This is a genomic window from Streptomyces sp. NBC_01433, assembly GCF_026340105.1.
In the GTDB taxonomy this organism is placed as follows: Bacteria; Actinomycetota; Actinomycetes; order Streptomycetales; family Streptomycetaceae; genus Streptomyces.
This window is the reverse complement of record NZ_JAPEPM010000001.1, coordinates 5,912,236-5,936,249: the sequence shown is the minus strand read 5'-3', so window position 1 is coordinate 5,936,249 and position 24,014 is coordinate 5,912,236. Positions and strand designations below refer to the sequence as shown.

18 protein-coding genes are annotated in these 24,014 nt (G+C 70.4%); 12 read left to right on the top strand and 6 right to left on the bottom strand.

Translation table 11 applies throughout. The features are described 5' to 3' along the window. Positions 1 to 258 precede the first annotated feature (258 nt). A complete protein-coding gene (locus tag OG413_RS26625) occupies positions 259 to 819 on the top strand; it encodes a hypothetical protein (RefSeq protein WP_266809429.1) in 561 nt (186 codons plus the stop codon). A gap of 85 nt (positions 820 to 904) precedes the next feature. Here OG413_RS26625 and OG413_RS26620 read toward each other — a convergent pair whose 3' ends face one another. The 3 genes from OG413_RS26620 to OG413_RS26610 form a co-directional block, all read right to left on the bottom strand. Next, the gene (locus OG413_RS26620) at positions 905 to 3,160 is read right to left on the bottom strand and encodes a serine/threonine-protein kinase (protein WP_266809427.1); all 2,256 of its coding nucleotides are present in this window, start codon (positions 3,158 to 3,160) and stop codon (positions 905 to 907) included. Between the two features lie 1,196 nt (positions 3,161 to 4,356). Next, complete coding sequence (locus tag OG413_RS26615; protein WP_323137901.1) at positions 4,357 to 4,776, bottom strand: FKBP-type peptidyl-prolyl cis-trans isomerase; 420 nt, start codon at positions 4,774 to 4,776, stop codon at positions 4,357 to 4,359. A gap of 132 nt (positions 4,777 to 4,908) precedes the next feature. After that, complete coding sequence (locus tag OG413_RS26610) at positions 4,909 to 5,331, bottom strand: YjbQ family protein (RefSeq protein WP_266809426.1); 423 nt, start codon at positions 5,329 to 5,331, stop codon at positions 4,909 to 4,911. A gap of 92 nt (positions 5,332 to 5,423) precedes the next feature. Here OG413_RS26610 and OG413_RS47145 point away from each other — a divergent pair, with 92 nt between their 5' ends. The 6 genes from OG413_RS47145 (at position 5,424) to OG413_RS26585 (ending at position 10,881) form a co-directional block, all read left to right on the top strand. Beyond that, positions 5,424 to 5,507 (top strand): putative leader peptide, encoded by an 84-nt coding sequence (locus tag OG413_RS47145; protein ID WP_353962292.1) that lies wholly within the window; start codon positions 5,424 to 5,426, stop codon positions 5,505 to 5,507. Positions 5,508 to 5,703: 196 nt separating this feature from the next. After that, positions 5,704 to 6,603: an ABC transporter permease gene (locus OG413_RS26605; RefSeq protein ID WP_266809424.1), complete on the top strand. Its 900-nt coding sequence runs from the start codon at positions 5,704 to 5,706 to the stop codon at positions 6,601 to 6,603. Then, entirely contained in the window at positions 6,576 to 7,343 is a 768-nt protein-coding gene (locus OG413_RS26600) for an ABC transporter ATP-binding protein (RefSeq protein WP_266809422.1), read from the top strand. The genes OG413_RS26605 and OG413_RS26600 overlap by 28 nt, the downstream gene beginning before the upstream one ends. A 57-nt stretch (positions 7,344 to 7,400) precedes the next feature. Further along, the gene (locus OG413_RS26595) at positions 7,401 to 8,429 is read left to right on the top strand and encodes an ABC transporter substrate-binding protein (protein ID WP_266809421.1); all 1,029 of its coding nucleotides are present in this window, start codon (positions 7,401 to 7,403) and stop codon (positions 8,427 to 8,429) included. Continuing rightward, entirely contained in the window at positions 8,426 to 9,634 is a 1,209-nt protein-coding gene (locus OG413_RS26590; RefSeq protein WP_266809420.1) for an LLM class flavin-dependent oxidoreductase, read from the top strand. The genes OG413_RS26595 and OG413_RS26590 overlap by 4 nt, the downstream gene beginning before the upstream one ends. Positions 9,635 to 9,777: 143 nt before the next feature. Then, positions 9,778 to 10,881, top strand: coding sequence for an NAD(P)-binding domain-containing protein (locus OG413_RS26585; protein ID WP_266809419.1), 1,104 nt, complete (start codon positions 9,778 to 9,780; stop codon positions 10,879 to 10,881). Positions 10,882 to 10,928: 47 nt separating this feature from the next. Here the strand turns inward: OG413_RS26585 and mltG are convergent, their stop codons facing one another. Both mltG and OG413_RS26575 read right to left on the bottom strand, forming a co-directional pair. Further along, a complete protein-coding gene (mltG, locus tag OG413_RS26580) occupies positions 10,929 to 11,777 on the bottom strand; it encodes an endolytic transglycosylase MltG (protein WP_266809417.1) in 849 nt (282 codons plus the stop codon). 368 nt (positions 11,778 to 12,145) lie between these two features. After that, positions 12,146 to 13,951: an ABC transporter ATP-binding protein gene (locus tag OG413_RS26575; protein WP_266809415.1), complete on the bottom strand. Its 1,806-nt coding sequence runs from the start codon at positions 13,949 to 13,951 to the stop codon at positions 12,146 to 12,148. Positions 13,952 to 14,073: 122 nt separating this feature from the next. On the opposite strand from OG413_RS26575, the gene OG413_RS26570 reads away from it, so the two are divergent. The 3 genes from OG413_RS26570 (at position 14,074) to OG413_RS26560 (ending at position 19,356) form a co-directional block, all read left to right on the top strand. After that, a complete protein-coding gene (locus OG413_RS26570; RefSeq protein ID WP_266809413.1) occupies positions 14,074 to 14,517 on the top strand; it encodes a MarR family winged helix-turn-helix transcriptional regulator in 444 nt (147 codons plus the stop codon). 58 nt (positions 14,518 to 14,575) lie between these two features. Then, on the top strand, positions 14,576 to 17,506 hold the full coding sequence (locus OG413_RS26565) for an FAD-binding and (Fe-S)-binding domain-containing protein (protein ID WP_266809411.1): 2,931 nt from the start codon (positions 14,576 to 14,578) through the stop codon (positions 17,504 to 17,506). Between the two features lie 407 nt (positions 17,507 to 17,913). Further along, on the top strand, positions 17,914 to 19,356 hold the full coding sequence (locus OG413_RS26560; protein ID WP_266809409.1) for a Gfo/Idh/MocA family protein: 1,443 nt from the start codon (positions 17,914 to 17,916) through the stop codon (positions 19,354 to 19,356). A gap of 50 nt (positions 19,357 to 19,406) precedes the next feature. Here the strand turns inward: OG413_RS26560 and OG413_RS26555 are convergent, their stop codons facing one another. Beyond that, positions 19,407 to 20,105 carry a hypothetical protein gene (locus OG413_RS26555; RefSeq protein ID WP_266809407.1) on the bottom strand — a complete coding sequence of 233 codons (699 nt, stop codon included), beginning with the start codon at positions 20,103 to 20,105 and terminating at the stop codon, positions 19,407 to 19,409. A 194-nt stretch (positions 20,106 to 20,299) separates the two neighbouring features. On the opposite strand from OG413_RS26555, the gene OG413_RS26550 reads away from it, so the two are divergent. After that, positions 20,300 to 22,153 carry an ABC transporter ATP-binding protein gene (locus OG413_RS26550; protein WP_266809405.1) on the top strand — a complete coding sequence of 618 codons (1,854 nt, stop codon included), beginning with the start codon at positions 20,300 to 20,302 and terminating at the stop codon, positions 22,151 to 22,153. Next, the gene (locus OG413_RS26545; RefSeq protein WP_266809403.1) at positions 22,150 to 23,931 is read left to right on the top strand and encodes an ABC transporter ATP-binding protein; all 1,782 of its coding nucleotides are present in this window, start codon (positions 22,150 to 22,152) and stop codon (positions 23,929 to 23,931) included. Before OG413_RS26550 ends, OG413_RS26545 begins: the two co-directional genes overlap by 4 nt. Positions 23,932 to 24,014 lie beyond the last annotated feature (83 nt).

Sequence of the window (24,014 nt, the reverse complement as noted above, 5' to 3'; positions counted from 1 at the left end):
AGTGGGGCGGTCATCGGCACTCTGCACCGGGACTCGTCCCGCAGGAATCTGTCGCCGATGCCCTCGGCGAGGGCCAGGACCGGGCCCAGGTCTGCTCGCACTTCTTCGCGGATCGTCGGGACACCGGTGAACCCGGCATTGGCACCCCACCCCCTCACGCAATTCGGCATCCACTCTCCCGGGCCTGCCGCCCCATCGTGCCGCCCGCCGGAACGGGGCGCTTCGGCGTTGTCCGAGGTTGCGGTTACGATCCCGGCCATGCGTCTTGAAGATCAGCTGGACATGTTGGCGGAACTGGGGCTGCCGCTCGCGACCGGCCGGACCGTGGAAGAGCTGCTGCACGCGTGGCCGCGGGAGGAGTACGAACTCAAGCCCTTCGACCTGGCGCTGTTCGCGCTGGGCTGCGCGGTCCAGGCCGAGCCGTGGGAGCGGTGGTTCTGCGACCGGGCATGGCACTTCGACACCGAGTGCGTCCGCGGGCCCGGATCGTACGTGGCGATCGCCCGGCAACTGTGCCGGATCGCCGGCCGGCCGGACGCCCTGTCCGGTCTGCGGGACCACGTCGACCTCGACACGGAGGAGGCGTGGATCGAGTACACGGCCGACGGCCGACGGGTCAACTGGCCCATCGATGTCAGGGACGACTGGGCCGACCTGTTGGTGGTCGGCTATCTCATCGACGAGTTGGAATACGGCGACCGGCGCTTCCATGTCCGGCACAACGGCCAGGCCATGACGCTCTTCTTCCTCGACGCCGACGCGGCCGCCCGGATCGACGCGCTGGCCGGCGGTCAGGCGGTCGCCCCGTTCCCCGGATAGCGCCCCCGCTCGCACCGGCCGGGTGATGGCCTTGTTCACGAGTCGGCACGGCAGGGAAGGCGGCCGACGGCCGGTTCCGCCGGGGTCAGCCCGACTTCGGCGGCTTCTGAGCGTCGAAGGCGAAAAGAGTGTTCTTGGCCGCGGCGACGATCACCGCACGCCCCGCGACGGTCACGCGCGGGCTTGCGCCCTGCTCGCCCGTCAAACCATCGGCCTGCGGATCCGTTGTCCACAGGGGTTCGCCATCGTACGGCGACAGCGCGACCACCCGGCCGGTGGCCGAGCTGAAATACACCGCGCCGGCTCCCGTCACAGGACCCGACGCGCCCTCCACGCCCGTCTGCCGGGACCACTTCTTCCGGCCGGTCGCGGGGTCGAGCGCCGTGATGAGACCGGTCTGCCCGCTCACGTAGATGGTGCCGTCCGCCATGCCGGGCGTCCCCGCGTATGTCTTGGCCAGCCGGGAGTACGTGACCTTCCGCGAGGCCGGGTCGACCCGCGCCACCCCGTCGTAGCCGGCCAGTGCCGTTCCCTCCATGTGCCTCTGAAGGAGTACGAGCCTGCCGTCGCCGACGCCCATCGGCACGGCGGGGCCGTTGACCGCGATGGGCCTGCCCAGTGTCCCCGAGGCGCGGTCGACCGTGTACAGGGTGGGGCGGCGAACCTCCAAGGCGTCCACCTCCGTGTCCGTCGCGCACATCGCGTAGAGCTGCGCGCCCGCCGGAACGGGGGCGCACCGCGTGCCCGCGGGGAACGGCGTCCTCCAGGCGACCTTGCCGCTGTGCGCGTCCCGGGCCTCGAAGCGGGAGTTGGAGGAGTCGACCGTCACGACGGCGGCGCCGACCACCACGGCGTCCTGGGTCCGCCCCGTAACAGCCGTCGACTGAGCGCCGGAGGGCACGGACCACAGCTCCCGGCCATTGTCCGCGTCGATGGCCACCACCTCACTGGGCGGGCCCTGCGGGGCGTCCTGGGCGGCGAAACGGTAACCGAGCACCGTGTCGTCGGTGGCGCCCACCAGGTGCATGCCCTGGACGGGGACGCCCGGACTCTTCGCCGTCCACGCCCGCGAGCCGTCCTGGGCGCTGATACGGGTCGCCACGACTCCGCCGCCCCCGCAGAACAGCGCGTCGCCGCGCGCGACGCAACGCAGCTCGTCGGGGATGTCCTCGCTGCCGCCCCGCACGGTCTCGCGCCACGGTGTGAAACCGGCCGGAAGCGCGGCACCAGGCGTCGCGACGCTGTTGCCCTTGTCGACGCCGTCGTTCCCCCCGAAGCTGTCGGCCGTCACCGCGGCGACCCCGCCGCCGATCGCTGCCACCGCGACCGCGGCCGCGAGCACGGGACGCCATCGGCGACGCAGACGGCGGCCGACCGGGGTGCCGGTGCTCCCTGTATCGGGACCGGCCTGGGCGGTGGCCGAGTCGGTGGCCGGGGCAGTCGGCGCCGGGGTGTCCGGCGTCGCGAAGTGATGCTGCGTGATCATGTCGCGGGTGCGGCCCGCGCCAACCGCTTGCGCGTCGGTCCCGCCGAGGTCGACCGGCAGGTCCCGCAGCAGCACGAGGAGTTCGTCCGCCGAGGGGCGCCCCTCGGGCTCCTTGTCCAGGCACGGCTCGACGACCGCGCGCAGAGCCGACGGCACGGCACCCAGCGACGGCTCCTCATGCACCACCTGATACGCCGTCAGGTACGGGCTGTCCGCGTCGAAGGGCCCTTGCCCCGTCGCCGCGTACACCAGCAGTGTCCCCAGCGAGAAGACATCGGACCGCGGCCCCACACCACGCGGCGCCTGCAACTGCTCCGGCGACATGAAGGGCGGCGTACCGATGACCCGTCCCGTCATCGTCAGCGTCTGCTGGTCCACGGCGCGCGAAATGCCGAAGTCGATGACGCGCGGGCCCTCGGGCGAGAGCACGACGTTCGAGGGCTTCAGGTCACGGTGGACAACCCCCACCCGGTGGATGTCGCGCAGCGCCTCCGCCAGCCCGATGGCGAGCCTTCGCAGCTCGGCTCCGTTCAGCGGGCCCTCCGCGGCGATGCGCTGGGCGAGCGTGTGCCCCTCGATATAGGTCGTCGCCATCCACGGCTGCTCGGCCTCGGGGGCGGCGTCGACCACGGCGGCGGTGAACGCGCCGCTGACCCGCCTCGCCGCCGCCACCTCCTGCCGGAAACGGATGCGGAACTCGTCGTCCCCCGCGAACTGCTGGTGGATCAGTTTGATCGCGACAGGTCGCCCCGAGCTCGTACGGGCCAGAAAGACCGTGCCCATGCCACCCGAGCCGAGCCGCGCCTCAAGCGGATAACCGCCGATCTCGGCTGGATCACCTCCGCGCAGCGACACTCTTCCCGACCTCCTGTCCCCCGTGCACCTCTGCCACCACGGGCCTGCGTATCCGTCCTGCACACAAACTAGTCGCAAGGCAGTACAGCAGAGCAAAGCGGGTGACGAACAGGGAGCCCGGGGCCGCTCCCGTGCCCACCATGCCGCACGCACACTTCTCATTCAGCACGGCCGGACCACCCCCGAGGTCCCACCGGACCGCCCCGCGGTCCCACCGAAGCGGCCCGCTGACCGCCGGCCGAAGAAGCTCAACCGTACCCGGCGGTGGGAATTGTCCACTTCGGTATCGGCCATCCTCCGTTAGAATCAGAGGAAACCGCAGGTCAGGTCCAGTCTTTCGTCTCCGCCCGGAGGCCACCGGGCGCGCAGAGCGTCACATGGGCATCACGGTGGAGAAACAATGGCGCGGTGACCCGGCAGGGAGTGCGCCAGACCCTGCCAACCGTGGTCAGGTTCAGCCTTGGCGCTCACACCGGAGAACGATGAGTCTCGGCCGCGGACCCACCCATCCATGTGGGCGATCTCGTCGGCTCCCCCGTAGATCGGAGCCACGGTGGTGACCTCGACATCAGCTTCGTCGAGGGCACGTCCAGTCCCGCGGGCGGCCGCGCGCCTGGGCTCATGGAGCGGATGACGTGCTTCTCTCCTCCTTCGTTCCGGCGACCGGAAGCACGTACTGACCGGCGAGACGCGTCAGGTGCAGCGGGAGGGGCCGCGGTCCGGTGGACGCGCGGGCCGAAGTGACATGGCGACCTCCAGACGACATCGCATCCACGGGGACGTCTGCCCAGTTCCTGCCGTGTGATGGCAACGGACCGGGCAGGATGGTCGAACTGCTCACCCGTGTGCCAACGCCCTCATCTGCATTGACTCAGCCACCAGGAGTCCGGGGCGCCAAGGTCGAGCAGTAGGCAGGGGAACGTCGTGCTGATCGTGTCCGTCAGGTACCGGACACAGGGTTCGGGCTGCGGGTCAAAGATGGGGTGCATCAGCTTTCAGGCGCGGAGGTGAGGTCGCATTACAGAAGCGAGGTTCACACCCGCGGCTCGATCGTGGTCGCCACGAACAAGACCCGCCCCCTTGTCCACTGAGCTCCCATGCGCCTACACCGCGAGGCTGAGGCATCGCACCCCGGTAAGTGCCACGTGGGGCGAGCCGAGCGACAGGGCATCACCGGCCCCTCAGGAGCGCCACGTTCAGACCGGGCCGGTCAAGCCTGACCTCGCTCCGGCGGGCCCGCCCGCAACGCTGAGCAGGTCCACGACGAAGATCAGCGTCGAGCCCGCCGGGATCAACGGAGAGGGTGACTGCCTGCCGTAACCGAGACGCGGCGGAACGATGATCTCGCGCCGGCCGCCGACCTTCATTCCCCTCACCCCCCGGTCCCAGCCCTTGATGACCCTGCCACCGCCCACGGAGAACTTGAACGGTCTGTCCCGCTCCCAGGAGGAGTCGAACTCCCTTCCGGACGCGAACGTGACCCCTACATAGTGAACCTGGACGACCCTGCCCGGCTGCGCCTCGGGTCCGTCCCCAACCACGAGGTCCCGGATCGTCAGCTCGGTTGGCGCGTCACCCTCCGGAACCTCGATCCTGGGCTTCGTCAGTTCGCTCATCACGTGTCCCATCACTCGCCGCCGGAATACCTCGCACGGGCCGGCCGGTCACATGGACATTCCATGCGGCAGGCGATCACGCTACCGGCAATGCCTGTGCACCGATAAGCCGCGCCGTGGGAGTGATCTTGATCAGCCCAGAAAGCTCAGCCGAACCTGACGGTTGACATTAGAGATGTTGGTGTCGACCAGGCACACCGACTGCCACGTCCCCAGCTCCAGGCGTCCGCCGATGACCGGCAGTGTGGCGTGCGGTGGGACGAAGGCGGGGACGACGTGGTCGCGTCCGTGGCCGGGGGTGCCGTGGCGGTGCTGCCAGCGGTCGTCGGCGGGCAGCAGCGTGTGCAGTGCGGCGAGGAGGTCGTCGTCGCTGCCCGCGCCGGTTTCCAGGACGGCGATTCCGGCGGTGGCGTGGGGTACGAAGATGTTGAGCAGCCCGTCCCGGCCGACCGCGTTGCGGGTGAGGAACTCCTCGCAGTCGCGGGTCAGATCGGTGACGGTCTCCGTCGCGCCGGTGGTGACGTGGAGAACACTCGTGGTGAAGGTATCGGCCATGCCCCCATCCTGCCGCCCGCACGGCGAGATGGCGCGTCCACGTGCCGAGACACCATTGACCCGTTCCGGACCGCGTCGCTACGTTCGGCGACATGTTCCGATCAGCTCTGCTCACTGCGCGCGGTCACATCGACCTGCTGCGGGTGGCTTCCGCCGCGTGTTGTCGCGGCTGCTGACGTTCTCTCAGCCCATGTGGCGCCCGGTCCGACCGGGTTCGCGCCACTGTGCCGTACGTACCCCCGCGTCGCGGTTCACCGAACCCGTGGCGTGAGTCCCGTGCCGCTGCCGTAGTCGGCCGGCGGGCGCGTGCGGTCCCGGCGGCGTCATGCCGCCCTTCCTCGCTCCCTTCCGTGGACTGCCCGTGGAGCCCTCATGACCATCGGCCATGCCCCCGCATCGTCCCCGCCACCCGGCATCACCGTCGAATCAGGAAAAACGCCCGGTCCATGGCCGCGGGTGCTCGACCTGGAGCCCGTCGTTCCGGCGTCCGTGCGCACCGCGCGCCTGCCCTCCGTACCCCGGTGGCTTCGCCGTACGATCGGTCCGCTGCTGCTCCTCGCGCTGTGGCAGGTGTTCAGCGCCACGGGTGTGCTGCACCCGGACGTGCTCGCCTCGCCCGGCACCATCGCGCGGGCCGGGTCCGGCCTGATCGCCGACGGGACCCTGCCCTCCGCCATGGCCGTGTCGCTCCAGCGGGTGGCCATGGGGCTGCTGCTCGGCGGGATCGCCGGGACCGTACTCGCGTTGGTCTCGGGACTCTCCCGGCTGGGCGAGGATCTCGTGGACGCGACCGTACAGATGCTGCGCACCGTCCCCTGGGTGGGGCTCATTCCGCTGTTCATCATCTGGCTCGGCATCGGTGAGGCGCCGAAGGTGGCGCTGATCGCTCTCGGGGTCGCCTTCCACCTGTATCTGAACGTGTATGCCGGTATCCGGGGCGTGGATGCCGAACTCATCGAGGCAGGACAGTCGTTGGGGCTCGGCCGGTGGGGGCTGGTGCGGCATGTGGTGCTTCCGGGGGCGTTGCCGGGCGCCATGACCGGGCTGCGGTATTCCCTCGCCACCGCCTGGCTGGCACTCGTCTTCGGCGAGTCCATCAACGCCGACGCCGGAATCGGGTTCCTGATGAACCAGGCACGGGAGTTCTTCCGCACCGATGTGATCGTCGTCTGCCTGGTCGTCTACGCCTTCCTCGGTCTCAGCGCCGATGTCATCGTCCGGACTCTCGAAAGGCTGCTGCTGCAATGGCGACCGACCTTCACGGGCCAGTGACCGCCCGTTTCCCGACGCCGCCCGAGGAACCGGAGGCCGCTGTACGGGTCCAGGGGCTGACGCGCGCCTTCGACGGCCGGCCGGTGATCGACGGGCTCGATCTCACCCTTCGGGCCGGGGAGTTCACCGCTCTGCTGGGGCGCAGCGGTTGCGGGAAGTCCACCCTCCTGCGGGTGCTGGCCGGACTCGACCGGGAGATCAAGGGCACCGTTCTCGTACCCCGACGGCGTGCCGTGGCCTTCCAGGCACCGCGGCTGATGCCCTGGAAGCGGGTCTGGCGCAACGTACTGCTCGGACTGCCCGGCAAGCCCGAACGGGCCGTGGCGGAGAAGGCGTTGGCCGAGGTCGGGCTCGCCGAGCGGGCCGGGGCCTGGCCCAGGACACTCTCCGGCGGCGAGGCCCAGCGGGCGTCCCTGGCCCGCGCTCTCGTACGCGAACCGGATCTGCTGCTGCTCGACGAACCGTTCGGCGCACTGGACGCGTTGACCCGGATCAGGGCGCAGCGGCTGGTGGCCGAGCTCTGGCAGCGGCGCGGCTGCGCGGTGCTGCTGGTCACCCATGACGTCGACGAGGCCCTGCTGCTCGCCGACCGGGCGCTGGTGATGCGGGACGGGGAGATCGCGTACGACACTCCGGTCGCCCTGGACCGGCCGCGCGGTCCCGGCAGCCCCGGGTTCGTCGCCCTGCGCTCCCGGCTCCTGGCCGAGCTCGGTGTCGAGGCCCCGGACGTGGCCGCCTGAGTCCCGCACGCACCGTCCCTCCGCTCTCCTTCCGCACGGACCCACTGGAGAAAGATCATGAGACGCCGCACCCTGCCCGGCCTGCTCCTCCCCTTCGCCCTGCTGCTCACCGCCTGTGGTGGCGCCTCGTCCGCGAACACGGCGGGCAACACCGACGGGAAGGGCGGTGTCGTCCTCGACATCGGTGACCAGAGGGGAGGTTACGAAGCCATCCTGCGGGCTTCCGGAGAGCTGGACGATCTCGACTACCGCGTCACCTGGTCGACGTTCACCTCCGGGCCACCGCTCCTGGAGGCTGTCAGCGCCCGGGCGGTGGACCTGGGCGGGGTGGGGAACACACCGCCCGTCTTCGCCGCGGGGTCCGACTCGAAGATCGTCGTGGTGGGTGCCACGCACGGTTCGTCGGCGGGCGAGGCGATCGTGGTGCCGGAGGACTCCCCGCTGAAGAAGCCCGCCCAGCTCAAGGGCAGGTCGATCGCCGTCGCCCAGGGCAGCTCCGCGCACTATCAGCTGGTGGCCTCGCTCAAGAGTGCCGGACTCCGCATCTCCGACGTGAAGTTGAACTACCTTCAGCCCGCCGACGCGCTCGCCGCGTTCAGCCGCGGCAAGGTCGACGCCTGGGCGATCTGGGATCCGTACACCTCACAGATCCTGCGGACCGCGAAGGCCCGGGTGCTCACCACGGGTGAGGGGGTGGTCAACGGGCTCGGGTTCCAGGTGGCCTCGCCCGCCGCGCTCAAGGACAGGAAGAAGTCCCGGGCCATCGGCGATCTGCTCATCCGCCTTCAGCGCGCACAGGAGTGGGTCTTCGAACACCCGGAGGCCTGGGCGAAGGTCTGGGCGAAGGAGACGGGCATGCCGTACGAGGTGGCGCTGGACGCCGTGAAGCTCACCCACGGGACCCGTGTCCCGGTGGCCGTCGACGCGGCCGCCATCGCCTCCGAGCAGCAGATCGCCGACACCTTCGCCGAACTCGGTCTGATCCCGCGCCGCTTCTCCTTCGAGGACTACGTCGACACCCGTTTCAACCGCGACCTCCCCGCGTCGTCCGCGGCTCCCCGCTCGTACGGAAAGGCTTCCTCGTGAACGTTCATCTGCACTGGTTCCTGCCCACCGGCGGTGACGGCCGCACCCTCGTCGACCGGCACGCGTACACCGACGGCGGTATCAAGCGTGACCGGATCACGCCGGTGAGCGGGGTGCGCGCTCCCGACATCGAGTATCTGGCGCAGATCGCGAAGGCGGCGGAGCAGCTGGGTTTCGAGGCCGTGCTGACACCCACCGGGACGTGGTGCGAGGATGCCTGGCTGACGACGGTCGCGCTGGCCCAGCACACCGACCGGCTGAAGTTCCTGGTGGCGTTCCGGCCCGGTGTGATCTCGCCGGTGCTGGCCGCCCAGATGGCCGCGACGTATCAGCGGATCACGCGTGGACGGCTGCTGCTCAACGTGGTGACCGGCGGCGATTCGACGGAGCAGCGACGGTTCGGTGACCATCTGGACCATGACCGGCGCTACGCGCGGACCGCGGAGTTCCTGTCGGTGGTGCGGGGCGCGTGGAGCGGGCGGCCGTTCGACTTCGACGGCGAGCACTATCAGGTGGAGGGCGGGCTGACGGCCCTGCCGCCGGACCCGTTGCCGGACATCTTCTTCGGCGGCTCGTCGGCGGCGGCCGGTCCGGTGGCCGCCGCGCACGCCGATGTCTATCTGACCTGGGGCGAGCCTCCGGCGGCCGTGAAGGAGAAGATCGACTGGATTCGCGGGCTGGCGGAGGAGCGGGGCCGCACGGTGCGGTTCGGCATCCGGCTGCACACCATTTCGCGGGACTCCTCCCGCGAGGCATGGGCGACGGCCGACCGGCTGCTCGGCGATCTCGATGCGGAGACGGTCGCGGCGGCGCAGCAGGCGCTGGGCCGGAGCGAGTCGGTGGGTCAGCAGCGGATGCTGGCGCTGCACGGCGGCTCCCGCGACAAGCTGGAGATCGCGCCGAATCTCTGGGCGGGCGTCGGTCTGGTGCGGGGTGGCGCGGGCACCGCGCTGGTCGGCAGCCATGCGGAGGTCGCCGACCGGATCGAGGAGTATCACGAGCTGGGCGTGGAGCACTTCGTGCTCTCCGGGTATCCGCATCTGGAGGAGGCGTACTGGTTCGGCGAGGGCGTGACTCCTGAGCTGGCGGCGCGTGGGCTGCTGTCGACCGTTCCGGCGTCTCCGCTGCTGGGGGTGCCCGCGGTCAATGGCCGTCCGGCGTCGGCACCCGGCGGGGCGCCGCTGCTGTTCGCCGGGGGGCGCTGAGGCGGACGCGCTCAGCCGGGGCCCGTGAGCCGGGGTGCTCAGCCGGTACGCGAAGGCGACAGGCGGGCCGCGTGGGTCTCTGGGCTTCCTTCCGGGCGGGAAGATCCGGGAAGATCCAGGAACCCCCCGCAGTTAGTAGAAGCGTGAATTACTTTGGGGTGCGCGAGCTGGACGTGGTCGTGATCGGCGCCGGGCAGGCGGGCCTGTCCGCCGCCTACCACCTGCGGCGCTCGGGGCTGGAGCCGGACCGCGACTTCGTGGTTCTCGACCACGCGCCCCGCCCCGGCGGCGCCTGGCAGTTCCGCTGGCCCTCGCTGACGTACGGGAAGGTCCACGGGATGCACGCGCTGCCCGGCATGGAACTGGCCGGCGCCGACGACAGCCGGCCCTCGTCCGAGGTTATCGGTGAGTACTTCGACGCGTACGAGCACCGCTTCGGCCTGCGGGTGCACCGTCCGGTCGAGGTGAGCGCCGTACGCGAGGGGGACGGTGGGCGACTGCTCGTCGAGACGTCCGAGGGCGGGTATGCCACGCGCACGCTGATCAACGCGACGGGCACCTGGGACCGGCCCTTCTGGCCCCGCTACCCGGGGCAGGAGACCTTCCGGGGGCGGCAGCTGCACACGGCGAACTACCCCGGACCCGAGGAATTCGCCGGGCAGCGGCTGATCGTCGTCGGAGGCGGCGCCTCCGGTACACAGCATCTGATGGAGATCGCCGATGTCGCCGCCGCGACGTACTGGGTGACGCGACGCCCCCCGGTCTTCCGGGAAGGGCCCTTCGGCGAGGAACAGGGACGGGCCGCCGTGGCGATGGTGGAGGACCGGGTACGACGCGGACTGCCACCGCAGAGCGTCGTGAGCGTCACCGGCCTGCCGGTCACCGACGCCGTCCGGCGCGCCCGTGAGCAGGGGATTCTCGACCGGCTCCCGATGTTCGACCGGATCACTCCGACCGGGGTGGTCTGGGACGACGGACGGGCGGTCGAGGCCGACGCGATCCTCTGGGCGACCGGCTTCCGGGCCGCCGTCGACCATCTGGCGCCGCTGAAGCTCCGCGAGCCCGGGGGCGGCATCCGGGCCGAGGACACCAGGGCCGTACGGGACGGGCGCGTGCATCTCGTCGGGTACGGGCCGTCTGCCAGCACCATCGGGGCCAACCGGGCTGGACGGGCGGCGGTCCGGTCGGTCCGGCGGCTGCTGGACTCGGCCGGGCGTCAGGAGACCCCGGCGTCCGTTCCGGCCTGACCGCGGCACGGTGATTCCTCGGGGCCGATCGGGCCGTGGCCGCGCGGTCAGTTCGACGTGGCGGCGCGGCGGTTGCGGTTGAACTCCTCGACGTTCTTCAGCTGCTCCGCATAGTTGTCGGTGAAGCGGGTGTCCCCCGGTGCGACCGTGACGAAGTACAGCCAGGGGCCGGGCGCGGGGCTGATCGCCGCCCGCATGGCCTGTTCGCCCGGATTGCCGATGGGCGTCGGCGGGAGCCCCTTGCGCTCATAGCTGTTGTACGGGCTGTCGATCCGGGTGTCGCCGGTGGTGGTGTCCAGGGTGGAGCGCTTCAACGCGTAGTTGAGCGTGGAGTCCATCTGGAGGGGCATGTCCCGGGCCAGCCGGTTGTAGACGACGCGGGCCACCTTGCCCATGTCGGAGGCGGTGTCGGCCTCCGCCTGCACCACGCTGGCGATCGTGACCGACTGGTAGACGGAGACGCTGTTGCGTTGCGCCCCGGCGGTGATGTGGTCCGCCCCGAACCGATTGAGCGCGGTGTCCACCATGTAACGCAGCAGGCTCTTCGGGGTGGTGGCGGAGCCGACGGGATACGTGGCCGGGAAGAGATACCCCTCCGGGTTGCCCTTGGCCTCGGCCGGGAGGGCGAGGTCCGCGGACGGCACCGCCCTCTCGATGGTGCCTGCCGCGACGCCGAGGGACTTGTCGGCCGCCGCGTACACCTGGGAGGCCCGCAGACCTTCGGGGATCAGCAGTGACCGCGTTTGCTCCTTCTCCCCCTTCGTCCCGCTGATCAGCAGGGGAACCACCACCGCTGCCGCCACGACGAGCATCGCGCCGATGATCAGGGCCAGTCGTCCGCGACGCGTCGGACGGAGTCTGCGGCGGGGCCGGACGTCCGGGGACTCGTTCACCATGCGGGCACGTTAACCCGCGCCGCCACCGCGGTCCGGTAGCCCGACATCGGCGACACGCGCACCGCCGAGCAGAACCAGAACACACGAACAAGGGATCGGGTGTTCGCTGGAACGCGTGATCGTATCGGTTTTCGTTGCTCATCACCCGTACGAGGCCTGATGATTACAGAGCGCAGGCAACGGGCTGCAGACCGCGACTGCGCAGTCCCACAGATGCACCACGCACAAGGAGAAAGCACCAGATGAACTTCCTCACCAACCTGCTCGCCGGCGTCATCCACTTCGTGGGTTGGCTCGTCTGACGATCGCATCACCTGACGCCGTCGCTCCCCGTCCCACGGGAGCGGCGGCGTCGCCGTGTGCGCCGCTCACGGGGCCACCGGGACCAGTCGGGCGTCACGGCGGACCAGGGCCGCGTATCGGCCGTCCTGGCCGAGCAGGTCCTCGTGCGTGCCGCGCTCGGCCGTGCGTCCGCCGTCCAGGACGACGATCTGGTCCGCGTCGCGGACCGTGGAGAGCCGGTGGGCGATGGTGATCGTCGTGCGCCCCGCGGAGAGGGCGTCGATCGCCTGCTGCACGGCATGTTCGGTACGGGTGTCGAGGGCGCTCGTCGCCTCGTCGAGGATCAGTACCGGCGGGTCCCGGAGGATCGTGCGGGCAATGGCCAGCCGCTGCTTCTCGCCCCCCGAGAAGCGGTAGCCGCGCTCCCCGACCAGCGTGTCGTACCCATCGGGCAGGGACGCGATGTGGTCATGGATCTGCGCGGCGCGGGCAGCGTCCTCCATCTCCTGGTCGGTGGCGTCCGGCTTGGCGAAGCGCAGATTCTCGGCGACCGAGGCATGGAAGAGATAGGTCTCCTGCGAGACCACGCCGACGGCCCGCGCGAGGGTGTCGAAGTCCAGGTCCCTCACGTCGACCCCGTCGAGCGTGACCCGGCCTCCGGTGACGTCGTACAGGCGCGGCACCAGATAGCTGAGGGTGGACTTGCCGGAGCCGGTGGGTCCGACGACGGCCAGACTGCCGCCCGCCGGTACGGCCACATCGATTCCGGAGAGCGTCGGGCCGCTCTTCTCGTCATAGCTGAAGTCGACGTCCTCGAAGGCGATCTCGCCCCGGATCTTCTCCAGCCGTACGGGCTTCTCGGGCTCGGTGATGTCCACGTCCAGGTCGAGATACTCGAAGATCCGCTGGAAGAGCGCGAGGGAGGTCTGCATCTGCACACCGGTGGAGAGCAGACTCACGACCGGACGGAACAGGCCCTGCTGGAGCGAGACGAACGCGACCAGCGTGCCGATGGAGACCGCCGTGCCGCCGGACTGGAGGGTGAGCCCCGCGGCCCAGTAGATGACGGCGGGCATGGCGGCCATGACGATGCCGATCGTCGACATCCGCCACCGCCCGGCCATGTTGGAGCGCACTTCGAGGTCGACCAGTCGCTCGGACTCCTCGGCGAAGCCCTTGGTGAGGGAGTCCGAGCGGCCCATGGTGCGGCCGAGCAGGATGCCGCTGACCGAGAGCGATTCGGTGACCGTGGCGGCCATGGCGGCCATCTGCTTCTGACGCTGCGTGGTGATCTTCTTGCGCTCCCGGCCGACGCGTCGGCTGATCCAGACGAACACGGGCAGCAGGAGCAGTGAGACGACGGTCAGCCGCCAGTCGAGCGCGAGCATGGCGACGACGGTGGCGATGACCGCGGTGAGGTTGGAGACCAGCGACGTCGCGGTGGAGGTGACCGTCGCCTGCATGCCGCCGATGTCGTTGGCGATGCGGGACTGCACCTCGCCCGTGCGGGTCCTGGTGAAGAAGGCCAGCGGCATCCGCTGCAGCTGGGTGTAGACGGCGGTGCGCAGATCGTGCATGACCCGCTGGCCGACCGTGGTCGATATCAGGGTCTGCAGGACGCCGAAGACGCTGTTCATCACGGCGGTGAGGATCATGCCGAGGGCGAGCAGCGTGAGCAGGCCGGTGCGCCCCTGCGGGATGGCGGTGTCGAGGATCTCGCGGAGCAGGAACGGAGAGGCGACCGATACCAGCGACGAGGCGCCGACCAGCAGCCCGACCAGCGCGAGCCGGCCGCGGTACGGATGGAAGAGACGGAAGATGCGGCGCAGCTCGGCGGGCGGCTGGGCGGCATCTCGGGGCGGGGGTGTCCACGTGGGTTCGTCGGGTTTCATGTGCTCCTTCGCCGGGCGTGAGGTGGCGGACATGCGATCACGGAGAAGCATGCCGAACTTTTGAGAGCATAGCTCATTGTTACCTATACTCACAATGAACAAGGTCCTGTTATTGTTCTCTCATGGACTCCCCCGACTCCGACGGCCTGCTGGCCGAGCAACTGCTGCGGCTGACGCGCAGGCTCCACCGCATCCAGAGCCGCCAGCTGGAGCCGATCGGCATCACGCCCGCGCAGTTCCGGCTGCTGCGCACCGTCGCGCAGTACGACGCCGCGCCCCGGATGGCGGATCTCGCCCAGCGCCTGGACGTCGTGCCGCGCGCCGTGACCACCGTGGTCGACGCCCTGGAGGCGAGCGGCCGGGTGCGGCGGGCCCCGGATCCGGACAGCCGCCGGGTGGTGCGCATCGAGATCACCGATGAGGGGCGCGCCACGCTCCGGTCCCTGCGCAGCGCGCGGCGGGCCGCCGCGGAGGAGATCCTGGCTCCATTGACCGCCGATCAGCGCGAGGTGCTCGGCGGGCTGCTGTCCGCCCTGGTCGACGGAATGCCGGAAAGACATTGCTGACATGCTGAAACCGAACGGGCGCGGTGTACCGCGCCGAGCCGCTTGAGGGGACCCTGACATGCCGTTGCTGGAGCCGAACCCGGAATCCCTTCGTCCCGGTACGGCGCGTGAGCCCTCGCCCGACCGGGTACCCGACCGGAACGCGCAGGGCACCCCGGAGCCGCTGCGCTCCGATCTGACCGCGCTGCTCGGCGCCGACAAGGTGCTGTGGAAGGTCTCCGACCTCGTGCGGTACGCCTCCGACGCCAGCCCCTACCGGTTCCTCCCGCAGGTCGTCGTCGTCCCCGAGGACATCGACGACGTCTCGGCGATCCTGTCGTACGCACACGGCAAGGACCGCGACGTCGTCTTCCGGGCGGCGGGCACCAGCCTGAACGGGCAGGCGCAGGGCGAGGACATCCTCGTCGACGTACGGCATCACTGGACGGGGATCGAGGTCCTGGACGACGGGGCACGGGCCCGGATCCGGCCCGGGACCACCGTGATGCGAGCCAATGCCACGCTCGCCCGGCACGGGCGCCTGCTGGGTCCCGACCCGGCGAGCGCCATCGCCTGCACCGTCGGCGGTGTCGTCGCCAACAACGCCTCCGGGATGACGGCCGGGACGACCCGCAATTCGTACCGCACCGTCTCCTCGCTCACCTTCGTCCTGCCGAGCGGCACGGTCGTCGACACGGCTGATCCCGATGCCGACGCGACGCTGGCGCACGCCGAGCCGGGCCTGTGCGAAGGACTCCTGGCACTGAAGGCGGAGATCGAGGCGGACGACGCGCTCACCGCCCGGATCCGCGCCAAGTACGAGATCAAGAACACCAATGGCTACCGCCTCGACGCGTTCCTCGACGGCTCGACGCCCGTGGAGATCCTGCGCGGGCTGATGGTCGGCTCCGAGGGCACGTTCGGCTTCATCTCCGAGGTCGTCTTCGACACCCTTCCGCTGGACCGCAGGATCTCCTCGGCGCTGCTCTTCTTCCCGTCCCTGACCGCCGCCGCGGCGGCCGTTCCGCGCTTCAACGACGCGGGCGCCATCGCGGTGGAGCTGATGGACGGCAATACGCTGCGCGCCTCGGTCAGCGTCCAGGGCGTTCCTGCGGACTGGGCGGCGCTGCCGAAGGAGACCGCCGCGCTGCTGGTGGAGTTCCGTGCCCCCGACGAAGCCGGCCAGGAGGAGTACGAGCGGGCGGCGGACGCGGTCGTCGCGGGTCTCGACCTGGTCGCACCGGCCGCCTCCGTCACCAATGAGTTCACCCGGGACACCAAGGCCATCTCCGGCTACTGGAAGGCCCGCAAAGCCTTCGTCACCGCGGTCGGCGGCTCCCGCCCCTCGGGTACGACACTGATCACGGAGGACTTCGCGGTCCCGCCGTCCCGGCTCGCCGACGCCTGCGAGGCCCTCCTCGGGCTCCAGGCGGAGCACGGCTTCGACGCCGCCGTCGCGGGCCACGCGGCGCACGGCAACCTGCACTTCCTGCTCGCCTTCGACGCCGCGCAGCCCTCCGACGTCGAGCGGTACGCCGCGTTCATGGAGGATTTCTGCACCCTCGTCGTGGACCGTTTCGACGGGTCGCTGAAGGCGGAGCACGCCACCGGCCGCAATATCGCCCCCTTCCTGGAACTGGAGTGGGGGCCGAAGGCCACGGCGCTGATGTGGCGAACGAAGCAGATCATCGACCCCGCCGGGGTCCTGGCTCCCCGTATCGTCCTCGACCGCGACCCCCGGGCCCATCTGCGCGGCCTGAAGACGATCCCGAAGGTGGAGGCGGTCGCCGACCCGTGCATCGAGTGCGGCTTCTGCGAACCCACCTGCCCCAGCCAGGATCTGACCACCACACCGCGCCAGCGGATCGTGCTGCGCCGGGAGATGATGCGGCAGCCGGACGGCTCCCCGGTGGAGACCGCGCTGCTCGACTCGTACGGATACGACGCCGTGGACACCTGCGCCGGCGACTCCACCTGCAAGCTGGCCTGCCCGGTCGGCATCGACACCGGCGCGATGATGAAGGACTTCCGCCACCGTCGGCACTCGCCGCGCGAGGAGCGCGTCGCCGCCCTCACCGCGAAGAACTTCAAGTCCGTCGAGGTCTCGGCACGGCTCGCGGTCGCGGCGGCCGACAGGATCGGTGACCGGCTGCTGGAGTCCGTGACCGGGCTGGCCCGCAAGGCCGTGCGCCCCGACCTCGTACCGGAATGGCTTCCGGAGATTCCCGGTGCCGCCGCCCGGAAGCTGCCCCGTACGGCGCGGGTCGGTGCGAGCGCCGTGTACTACCCGGCGTGTGTGAACCGCATCTTCGCGGGCCCCGACCGGCACCGGGAGCCCTCGCTGCCCGAAGCCGTCGTAGCCGTGTCCGCCCGCGCCGGAAAGCCGGTGTGGATCCCGGAGGACGTCGCGGGGACCTGTTGCGCGACGATCTGGCACTCCAAGGGGTACGACGCGGGCAACGCGGTGATGGCCAACCGCATCGTGGAGGCGGCATGGGGCTGGACGGCGGGCGGAAAGCTGCCGCTGGTCGTCGACGCATCGTCGTGCACGCTCGGTATCGCCCATGAGGTGGTGCCGTATCTCACCGAGGACAACCGGGAGTTGCACCGGGAGCTGACGGTCGTCGACTCCCTGGTCTGGGCCGCCGATGAACTGCTGCCGGAGCTGACGGTGCTGCGAAAGGCCGGTTCGGCGGTCCTCCATCCGACGTGCTCGATGGAACACCTGGGCGACGTCGAACAGTTGCGCACGTTGGCCGAGGCGTGTGCGGATGAGGTGGTCATTCCGGACGATGCCGGATGCTGTGCCTTCGCGGGCGACCGAGGCATGCTGCACAAGGAGTTGACGGATTCGGCGACCGCGAAGGAGGCCGCCGAGGTCAACAGCCGGGAGTACGACGCCTATCTGTCGGCGAACCGGATGTGCGAGATCGGGATGGACCGGGCGACCGGCCGCGAGTACTACTCGGTGCTGATGGAGCTGGAACGGGCCACCCGGCCGTCCGCCTGAGCGATCGACGGCCGCCGGGCGGGCGGGGTGGAGCCGAGGTCGGCCGGGTGACCGTGGTGGGTCCCGGCATCGGGTGAACGTAGCCGCACGCCCGTGCACCGGCACACTCCGTACACCGGTGCACCCCGTACGACCGTGCCCTCACGCCGGTGCGCCCGCTCTGTGGCGCACCGGCCTTTCGTGCTGCGCGCACGCATCCCGTTCGTGCCGCGCGCACGTATCCCCTACGGCGTAACTGCCCGCCGCCGGGACGAAAGTCCATGGTTTCGGCGCGAGAGTCCAATTGCCTCTCTTGCGCATCACCAGCCTCACCGTCCAGGGTCCTTACCGAGGTTCGGCCCCGTCGCACAGCCGGGTTCCGGATCCGCACGCGCACCGTCAGAACCCCCACCCCACCTGGAGGCTCGATGAACGACGACGCACAGCACGAGAACGATCCGCAGGAAGCGAACGGTGGCTCACCGAGCCGCCGTTCGGTGCTCTGGACCACGGCGGGAGTGGCCGGTGCCGGGCTCGGCCTCGGCGGCCTGGGCGGCGGTACCGCGTCCGCCGCTTCCGCCACCGGATCCCGGGGCCCGGAAGCCGGTGCCGTACCCGCGCGCAAGGGCCGCACCATGGTCTCCGTACCCTTCGAGGGACGTTCCACCGTCCGGGTCGGCATCGTGGGCCTCGGCAACCGCGGCGGCAGCATGATCGATCTCTTTCTCGCCGTCCCCGGAGTGCGGGTCGTGGCCGTCTGCGACCCGGTCAAGGCCAAGGCCGAGAGTGCGTCCGCCAAGGTCATCGCCGCCGGTCAGCCGGCGCCGGCCGTCTACACCAAGGGTGAGGACGACTACGAGAACCTCTGCAGGCGCGGGGACATCGACTTCGTCTATGTGGCGACGCCCTGGGACTTCCACTTCGAGATGGCGAAGACCGCCATGCTCAACGGCAAGCATGTCGGTGTGGAGTGTCCGATCGCTCTGCGGCTCGACCAGCTCTGGGAGTTGGTCGACCTCTCCGAGCGCACCCGGCGGCACTGCATGCAGTTGGAGAACTGCTGCTACGGCCAGAACGAGATGCGCGTCCTGCGCATGGCGCACGCCGGTCTCTTCGGCGATCTGCTGCACGGCGCGGGCGCCTACAACCACGATCTGCGCGGCCTGATGTTCGACCCCGACTACTACGAGGGGCCCTGGCGCCGGCTCTGGCACACCCGACTGCGCGGCGACCTGTACCCCAACCACGGGTTCGGGCCGGTCTCCAACTACATGGACATCAACCGCGGGGACCGCGCGGTGAGCATCACCAGCGTCGGCTCCCCCGCGCTCGGCCTTGCCGCGTACCGCAAGGAGCACATGCCGGCCGGTGACCCCAGCTGGAAGGAGACCTATATCGAGAGCGACCGGACGATCAGTCTCGTCCAGACCGCCAAGGGCCGGGTCATCCGGCTGGAGCACGACGTGTCGACGCCGCACCCGTACTCGCGCATCAACAGCCTCGGCGGCACGAAAGGTGTCTTCGAGGACTACCCGGCCCGTATCTACATCGAGCCCGACCACACCAACGACGAGTGGGCGGACTTCTCCAAGTACGCCGAATGGGACCACTGGCTGTGGAAGGAGCATGCCAACCCGCCCGGTGGCCACGGCGGTATGGACTACATGATGGTGTTCCGGCTGATGCAGTGCATGAGGCTCGGGCTCGTTCCCGACTTCGATGTGTACGACGCGGCGACCTGGACGTCGCCCGTACCGCTCAGTCATCTGTCCATCAAGGCCAAGGGCGCCCCGCAGCAGATTCCGGACTTCACCCGCGGTGAGTGGAAGAAGGCCCGTTCCGGCATGGACTCGGAGAACCCAGAAGCGTGACGGCTCGGGGGTTCCGCGCCGACGCGCGCGCGGGACCCCCACCCGCACGGTCAGGCCTTGAGAGTGGCCCGGTCACCCATGACGACGACCGGGTGCTGACGCGGGTCGAGGGTTCGCAGCAGCATCCGCATGGCGGATTTCGGCACGCTCACACACGCCGATGTGCCGCTGCCGTGGTCCATGTGAAGCCAGATACTGCCGCCCTTCGCCTGTCCCCGCGGGCGCGTCGGCTCGTTGGGCGGGGTGCCCTTGAGGCGGTTGTAGTCGATGGCGATGACGTAGTCGAAGTCGTGCCAGTGGCTCTTGGACCAGTAGTGCGGTGCCTGGAAGGAAGCCGACTCGGAGTACGGAAGGCGGGCGCCCGGGTCCGGCAGGACCCCGCCCGCGTCGCTGAGCGTGAAGACACCGACCGGGCTGCGCTTGTCGTTCTCGCGGTGGTCGGTGGTCCAGCCCTTCTTGCCGTTGTGGGCGGCCCATCGGCCCGACGGCTCCCAGTCGGCGCCGTCCTTCGTGAAGAGCACGACGGTGGCGTCCGGGGAGTCCTTGCCCGCCCCGTACACCGCGACGACCTGGCGCGAGTTCTTCGGAATCTCCGACCGCAGCCGGTCACCGACGCCCGGTACGCGCTTCGGAGCCGTGGCCCGCGACTTCCCGTTCCCCGCATCGCGGTGACTCGTGCCGCCCTGCGGCGCACCGCAGGAGGTCAGGGGGACGAGCAGCGCGCCGCAGACTCCCGCGGCGACTGCCATGCGCACTGTACGTTTCCTCGGCATCCGCCCATGGTCGCACCCCCGCCGACCGGGACGGAGACCGGCCGAAGTCCACGGCGCGGAAAACCTGTTGCCCCGGACCCGGGCGAGAAGCGAACCTTGCACGGTTTGATCCCCCCACCCGTTTTTCGAGATCCTTCACAGATCTCCGCCCTTCCGAGCCCTGGGACGTCATGCAGATTCGCGATCTTCCGTACTCAGATCCCGGCGATCCCGATGTCCGTTCAGGCCCACGTTTCCTGTTCTGGCTCGGGCGCAATCAGCTCGCCGGGCAACTGAGGTCCCTCGCCTGGGGGCTGCTCCACCAACTGGCGATCGCCGGGCTCCCGCTCGCCGTGGGCATCGCCGTCCAGGCCGTCATCGACAGGTCCGGCGGACGGCTCGCGCTGTCCGGCGGGCTGATCGTGGTTCTCGGCGTACTCATCGCGGTCGGCGACACCATGCACCACCGGACCGCGGTCACCAACTGGATCACCGCGGCCGCCCGGGTGCAGCAACTGCTGGCCCGCAAGACCGCCACGCTCGGCTCCGCACTGACCCGGCGGGTCGCCGCGGGTGAGGTCGTCGCCGTCTCCACGGGCGACGTGGAGAAGATCGGCTGGTTCGTCGAGGCGCTCTCCCGTTTCGCCGCGTCGGCCACCGCCCTCATCCTGATCTGTGTCGGCCTCGTCCTCTATCTGCCCTCCCTCGGCGTCCTGGTGGCGATCGCCACACCGGTACTGGCACTGACCGTGCTGCCGCTGCTCCCCCGCGCCACCCAGCGCGCCGACCTCCAGCGCGAGAAGGCGGGCAAGGCCACCGAGCTGGCCTCCGACACGGTTGCCGGTCTGCGGGTCCTTCGTGGCATCGGCGGCGAGGAACTGTTCCTCGGCCGCTACCGGCGCGCCTCCCAGGAGGTCCGCAAGGCCGCCGTGCGCAGTGCCCGCATGTGGGCACTGATCTCGGCGATCCAGGTGCTGCTGCCGGGTGTTCTGCTGATCTCGCTGGTCCTGTACGGGGCGACGCTGGCCCGGGACGGGCGGATCGACGTCGGTCAGCTGGTCACGGTGTACAGCGCGGCGACCCTGATGCTGTTCCCGCTGAGACATTTCGAGGAGATCGCCATGGCGTACTCCTTCTCACGGCCGTCGGCGCAGCGCGCGGTACGGGTGCTGTCGCTGCACCGCGGCACGCGGACCGCCACGATCGACGGCCCGGCCCCGCCGGGCGATCTGTACGACCCCGCCACGGGCCTGATGGCCCCCCAGGGCCTCTTCACCGCCGTGGTCTGCGGCGATCCGGACGAGGCGGGCCGGCTGGCCGAGCGGCTCGGCGGGCACGCGCAGACCGGCGAGGACGCCGACGACGACCTGGCCGGGGCCGCCGCGACGACTCCTTCGGTGCTGCTCGGTGGCGTACCGCTGGACGAACTGCCGCTGGACTCGGCGCGGGCCGCCGTTCTGGTGCAGGACAAGGACCCGGTGCTGCTCTCCGGAACGCTCCGGGAGCTGCTCGACGTTCCCTCGTCCGGTCGGGTGTCCGCCGAGGACGCACTGGACGCGGCCCAGTGCGGCGACGTGCTGGACGCACTGGCCCAGGCGTCGCTCGAAACGGACGGCGATCCGATGAGGACCCGGATCACCGAGCGCGGCCGGTCGCTCTCCGGTGGCCAGCGCCAGCGGCTGGCACTGGCCCGTTCCCTGGTCACGGACCCGGAGGCACTGGTACTCGACGAGCCGACGTCCGCAGTCGACTCGCACACGGAGGCCCGGGTCGCGGCAGGGATCAAACAACTGCGCCGGGGCCGTACGACGGTCGCGTTCGCGTCGTCACCTCTGGTGCTCGACCTCGCCGACCGGGTGGTGCTGATCCACCAAGGCACCGTGGTGGCCGTCGGCGTCCACCGCGAACTGCTGAGCGAGGAACCGCACTACCGGGCGGTCGTCACCCGCGAGACCGACGACGAAGTCGCGGCGTCGGCCGCACAGGACAGGATCGCGGACATCGAAGCGATCACCACGATCGAGGAAATCGAGGAGAGGGCATGATCGGCGTCGCACCACCGGCGTACGACCCGGACGCCCCGGAGTCGGCGACGACCCTGCCGGTCGGTACGCCGACGACCGTACAGGCCTACGTACGTGAGCTGCTGCGGCGCCACCGCAAGGCGTTCGTCCTGCTCGTCTCGGTGAACGCGGTGGCGGTGATCGCGTCGATCGTCGGGCCGTATCTGCTGGGCGGGCTGGTCGAGGACCTGTCGAACGGGGTGACCGACCTTCATCTGGAGCGCACCGCCGCGGTGTTCGCGACCGCGCTCGTCATCCAGACACTGTTCACCCGGACCATGCGGCTGCGTGGCGCGATGCTCGGTGAGGAGATGCTGGCCGATCTGCGCGAGGACTTCCTCGTACGGTCGGTCGGGCTGCCGCCGGGTGTCCTGGAGCGGGCCGGTACGGGTGATCTGCTCTCCCGTATCACCACGGACATCGACCGGCTGGCCAACGCGATGCGCGAGGCCGTGCCGCAGCTCGCGATCGGGGTGGTGTGGGCCGGGCTGTTGGTCGGCGCGCTCACGGTCACCGCTCCGCCGCTGGCGCTGGCCGTGCTGATCGCCATGCCGGTGCTGATCCTGGGCTGCCGCTGGTACTTCCGGCGTGCCCCGTCCGCGTACCGCTCGGAGGCCGCCGGATACGCGGCGGTCGCCGCGATGCTCGCCGAGACCGTGGACGCCGGGCGGACCGTGGAGGCGCACCGGCTGGGGGCCCGGCGGGTGGCGCTCTCGGACCGGCGGGTCAAGGAGTGGTCGGCCTGGGAGCGGTACACCCTGTTCCTGCGCTCGGTGCTGTTCCCCGTCATCAACGCCACGTACGTGACGATCCTCGGTGCCGTGCTGATGCTCGGCGGCTGGTTCGTCATGGAGGACTGGATCACTGTCGGGCAGCTGACGACGGGGGCGCTGCTGGCCCAGATGATGGTCGACCCGATCAGTCTGATCCTGCGCTGGTACGACGAGCTCCAGGTGGCCCAGGTGTCGCTGGCCCGGCTGGTCGGCGTGCGGGAGATCGAGCCGGACGCGGGCGACGCCGGGGTGGGTCCCGACGGCCGTGAGGTGCGGGCCGACGAGGTGCACTTCGGGTACCGGGCGGGGGTCGACGTGCTCCACAAGGTGACGCTCGACGTCGCGCCGGGCACCCGCCTCGCCCTGGTCGGTCCTTCGGGCGCGGGCAAGTCCACGCTCGGCCGGCTGCTGGCCGGGATCTACGCTCCGAGGACCGGTGAGGTGACGCTCGGCGGCGCCGAGCTGTCCCGGATGACGGCGGAGCGGGTACGCGCGCATGTGGCCCTGGTCAACCAGGAGCACCATGTCTTCGTCGGCTCGCTCCGCGACAACCTGCGCCTCGCCCGCAACGGCGCGGGCGACACGGAGCTGTGGGCCTCGCTCGCCGCGGTCGACGCGGACGGGTGGGCGAAGGCGCTGGAGGAGGGCCTGGACACGGAGGTCGGTTCGGGCGGTCTGGCGCTCACCCCGGCGCAGGCGCAGCAGATCGCGCTGGCCCGGCTGGTGCTCGCGGATCCGCACACGCTCGTGCTGGACGAGGCGACCTCGCTCCTGGACCCGAGGGCGGCCCGTCATCTGGAGCGTTCGCTGGCCCGGGTGCTGGACGGGCGGACGGTCGTGGCGATCGCGCACCGGCTGCACACCGCCCACGACGCGGATGTGATCGCGGTGGTGGAGAACGGACGGATCAGTGAGCTGGGCAGCCACGACGACCTGGTGACGGCGGACGGCGCGTACGCGGCGCTGTGGCGCTCCTGGCACGGCTGAGCCTCGCGGGAGGAGGCCCGGGGCGATCGGCCGGGCCACCGCCCCGGGGTGGCCCGGCGCCGGGAGGCGAATTCAGCGGTGCC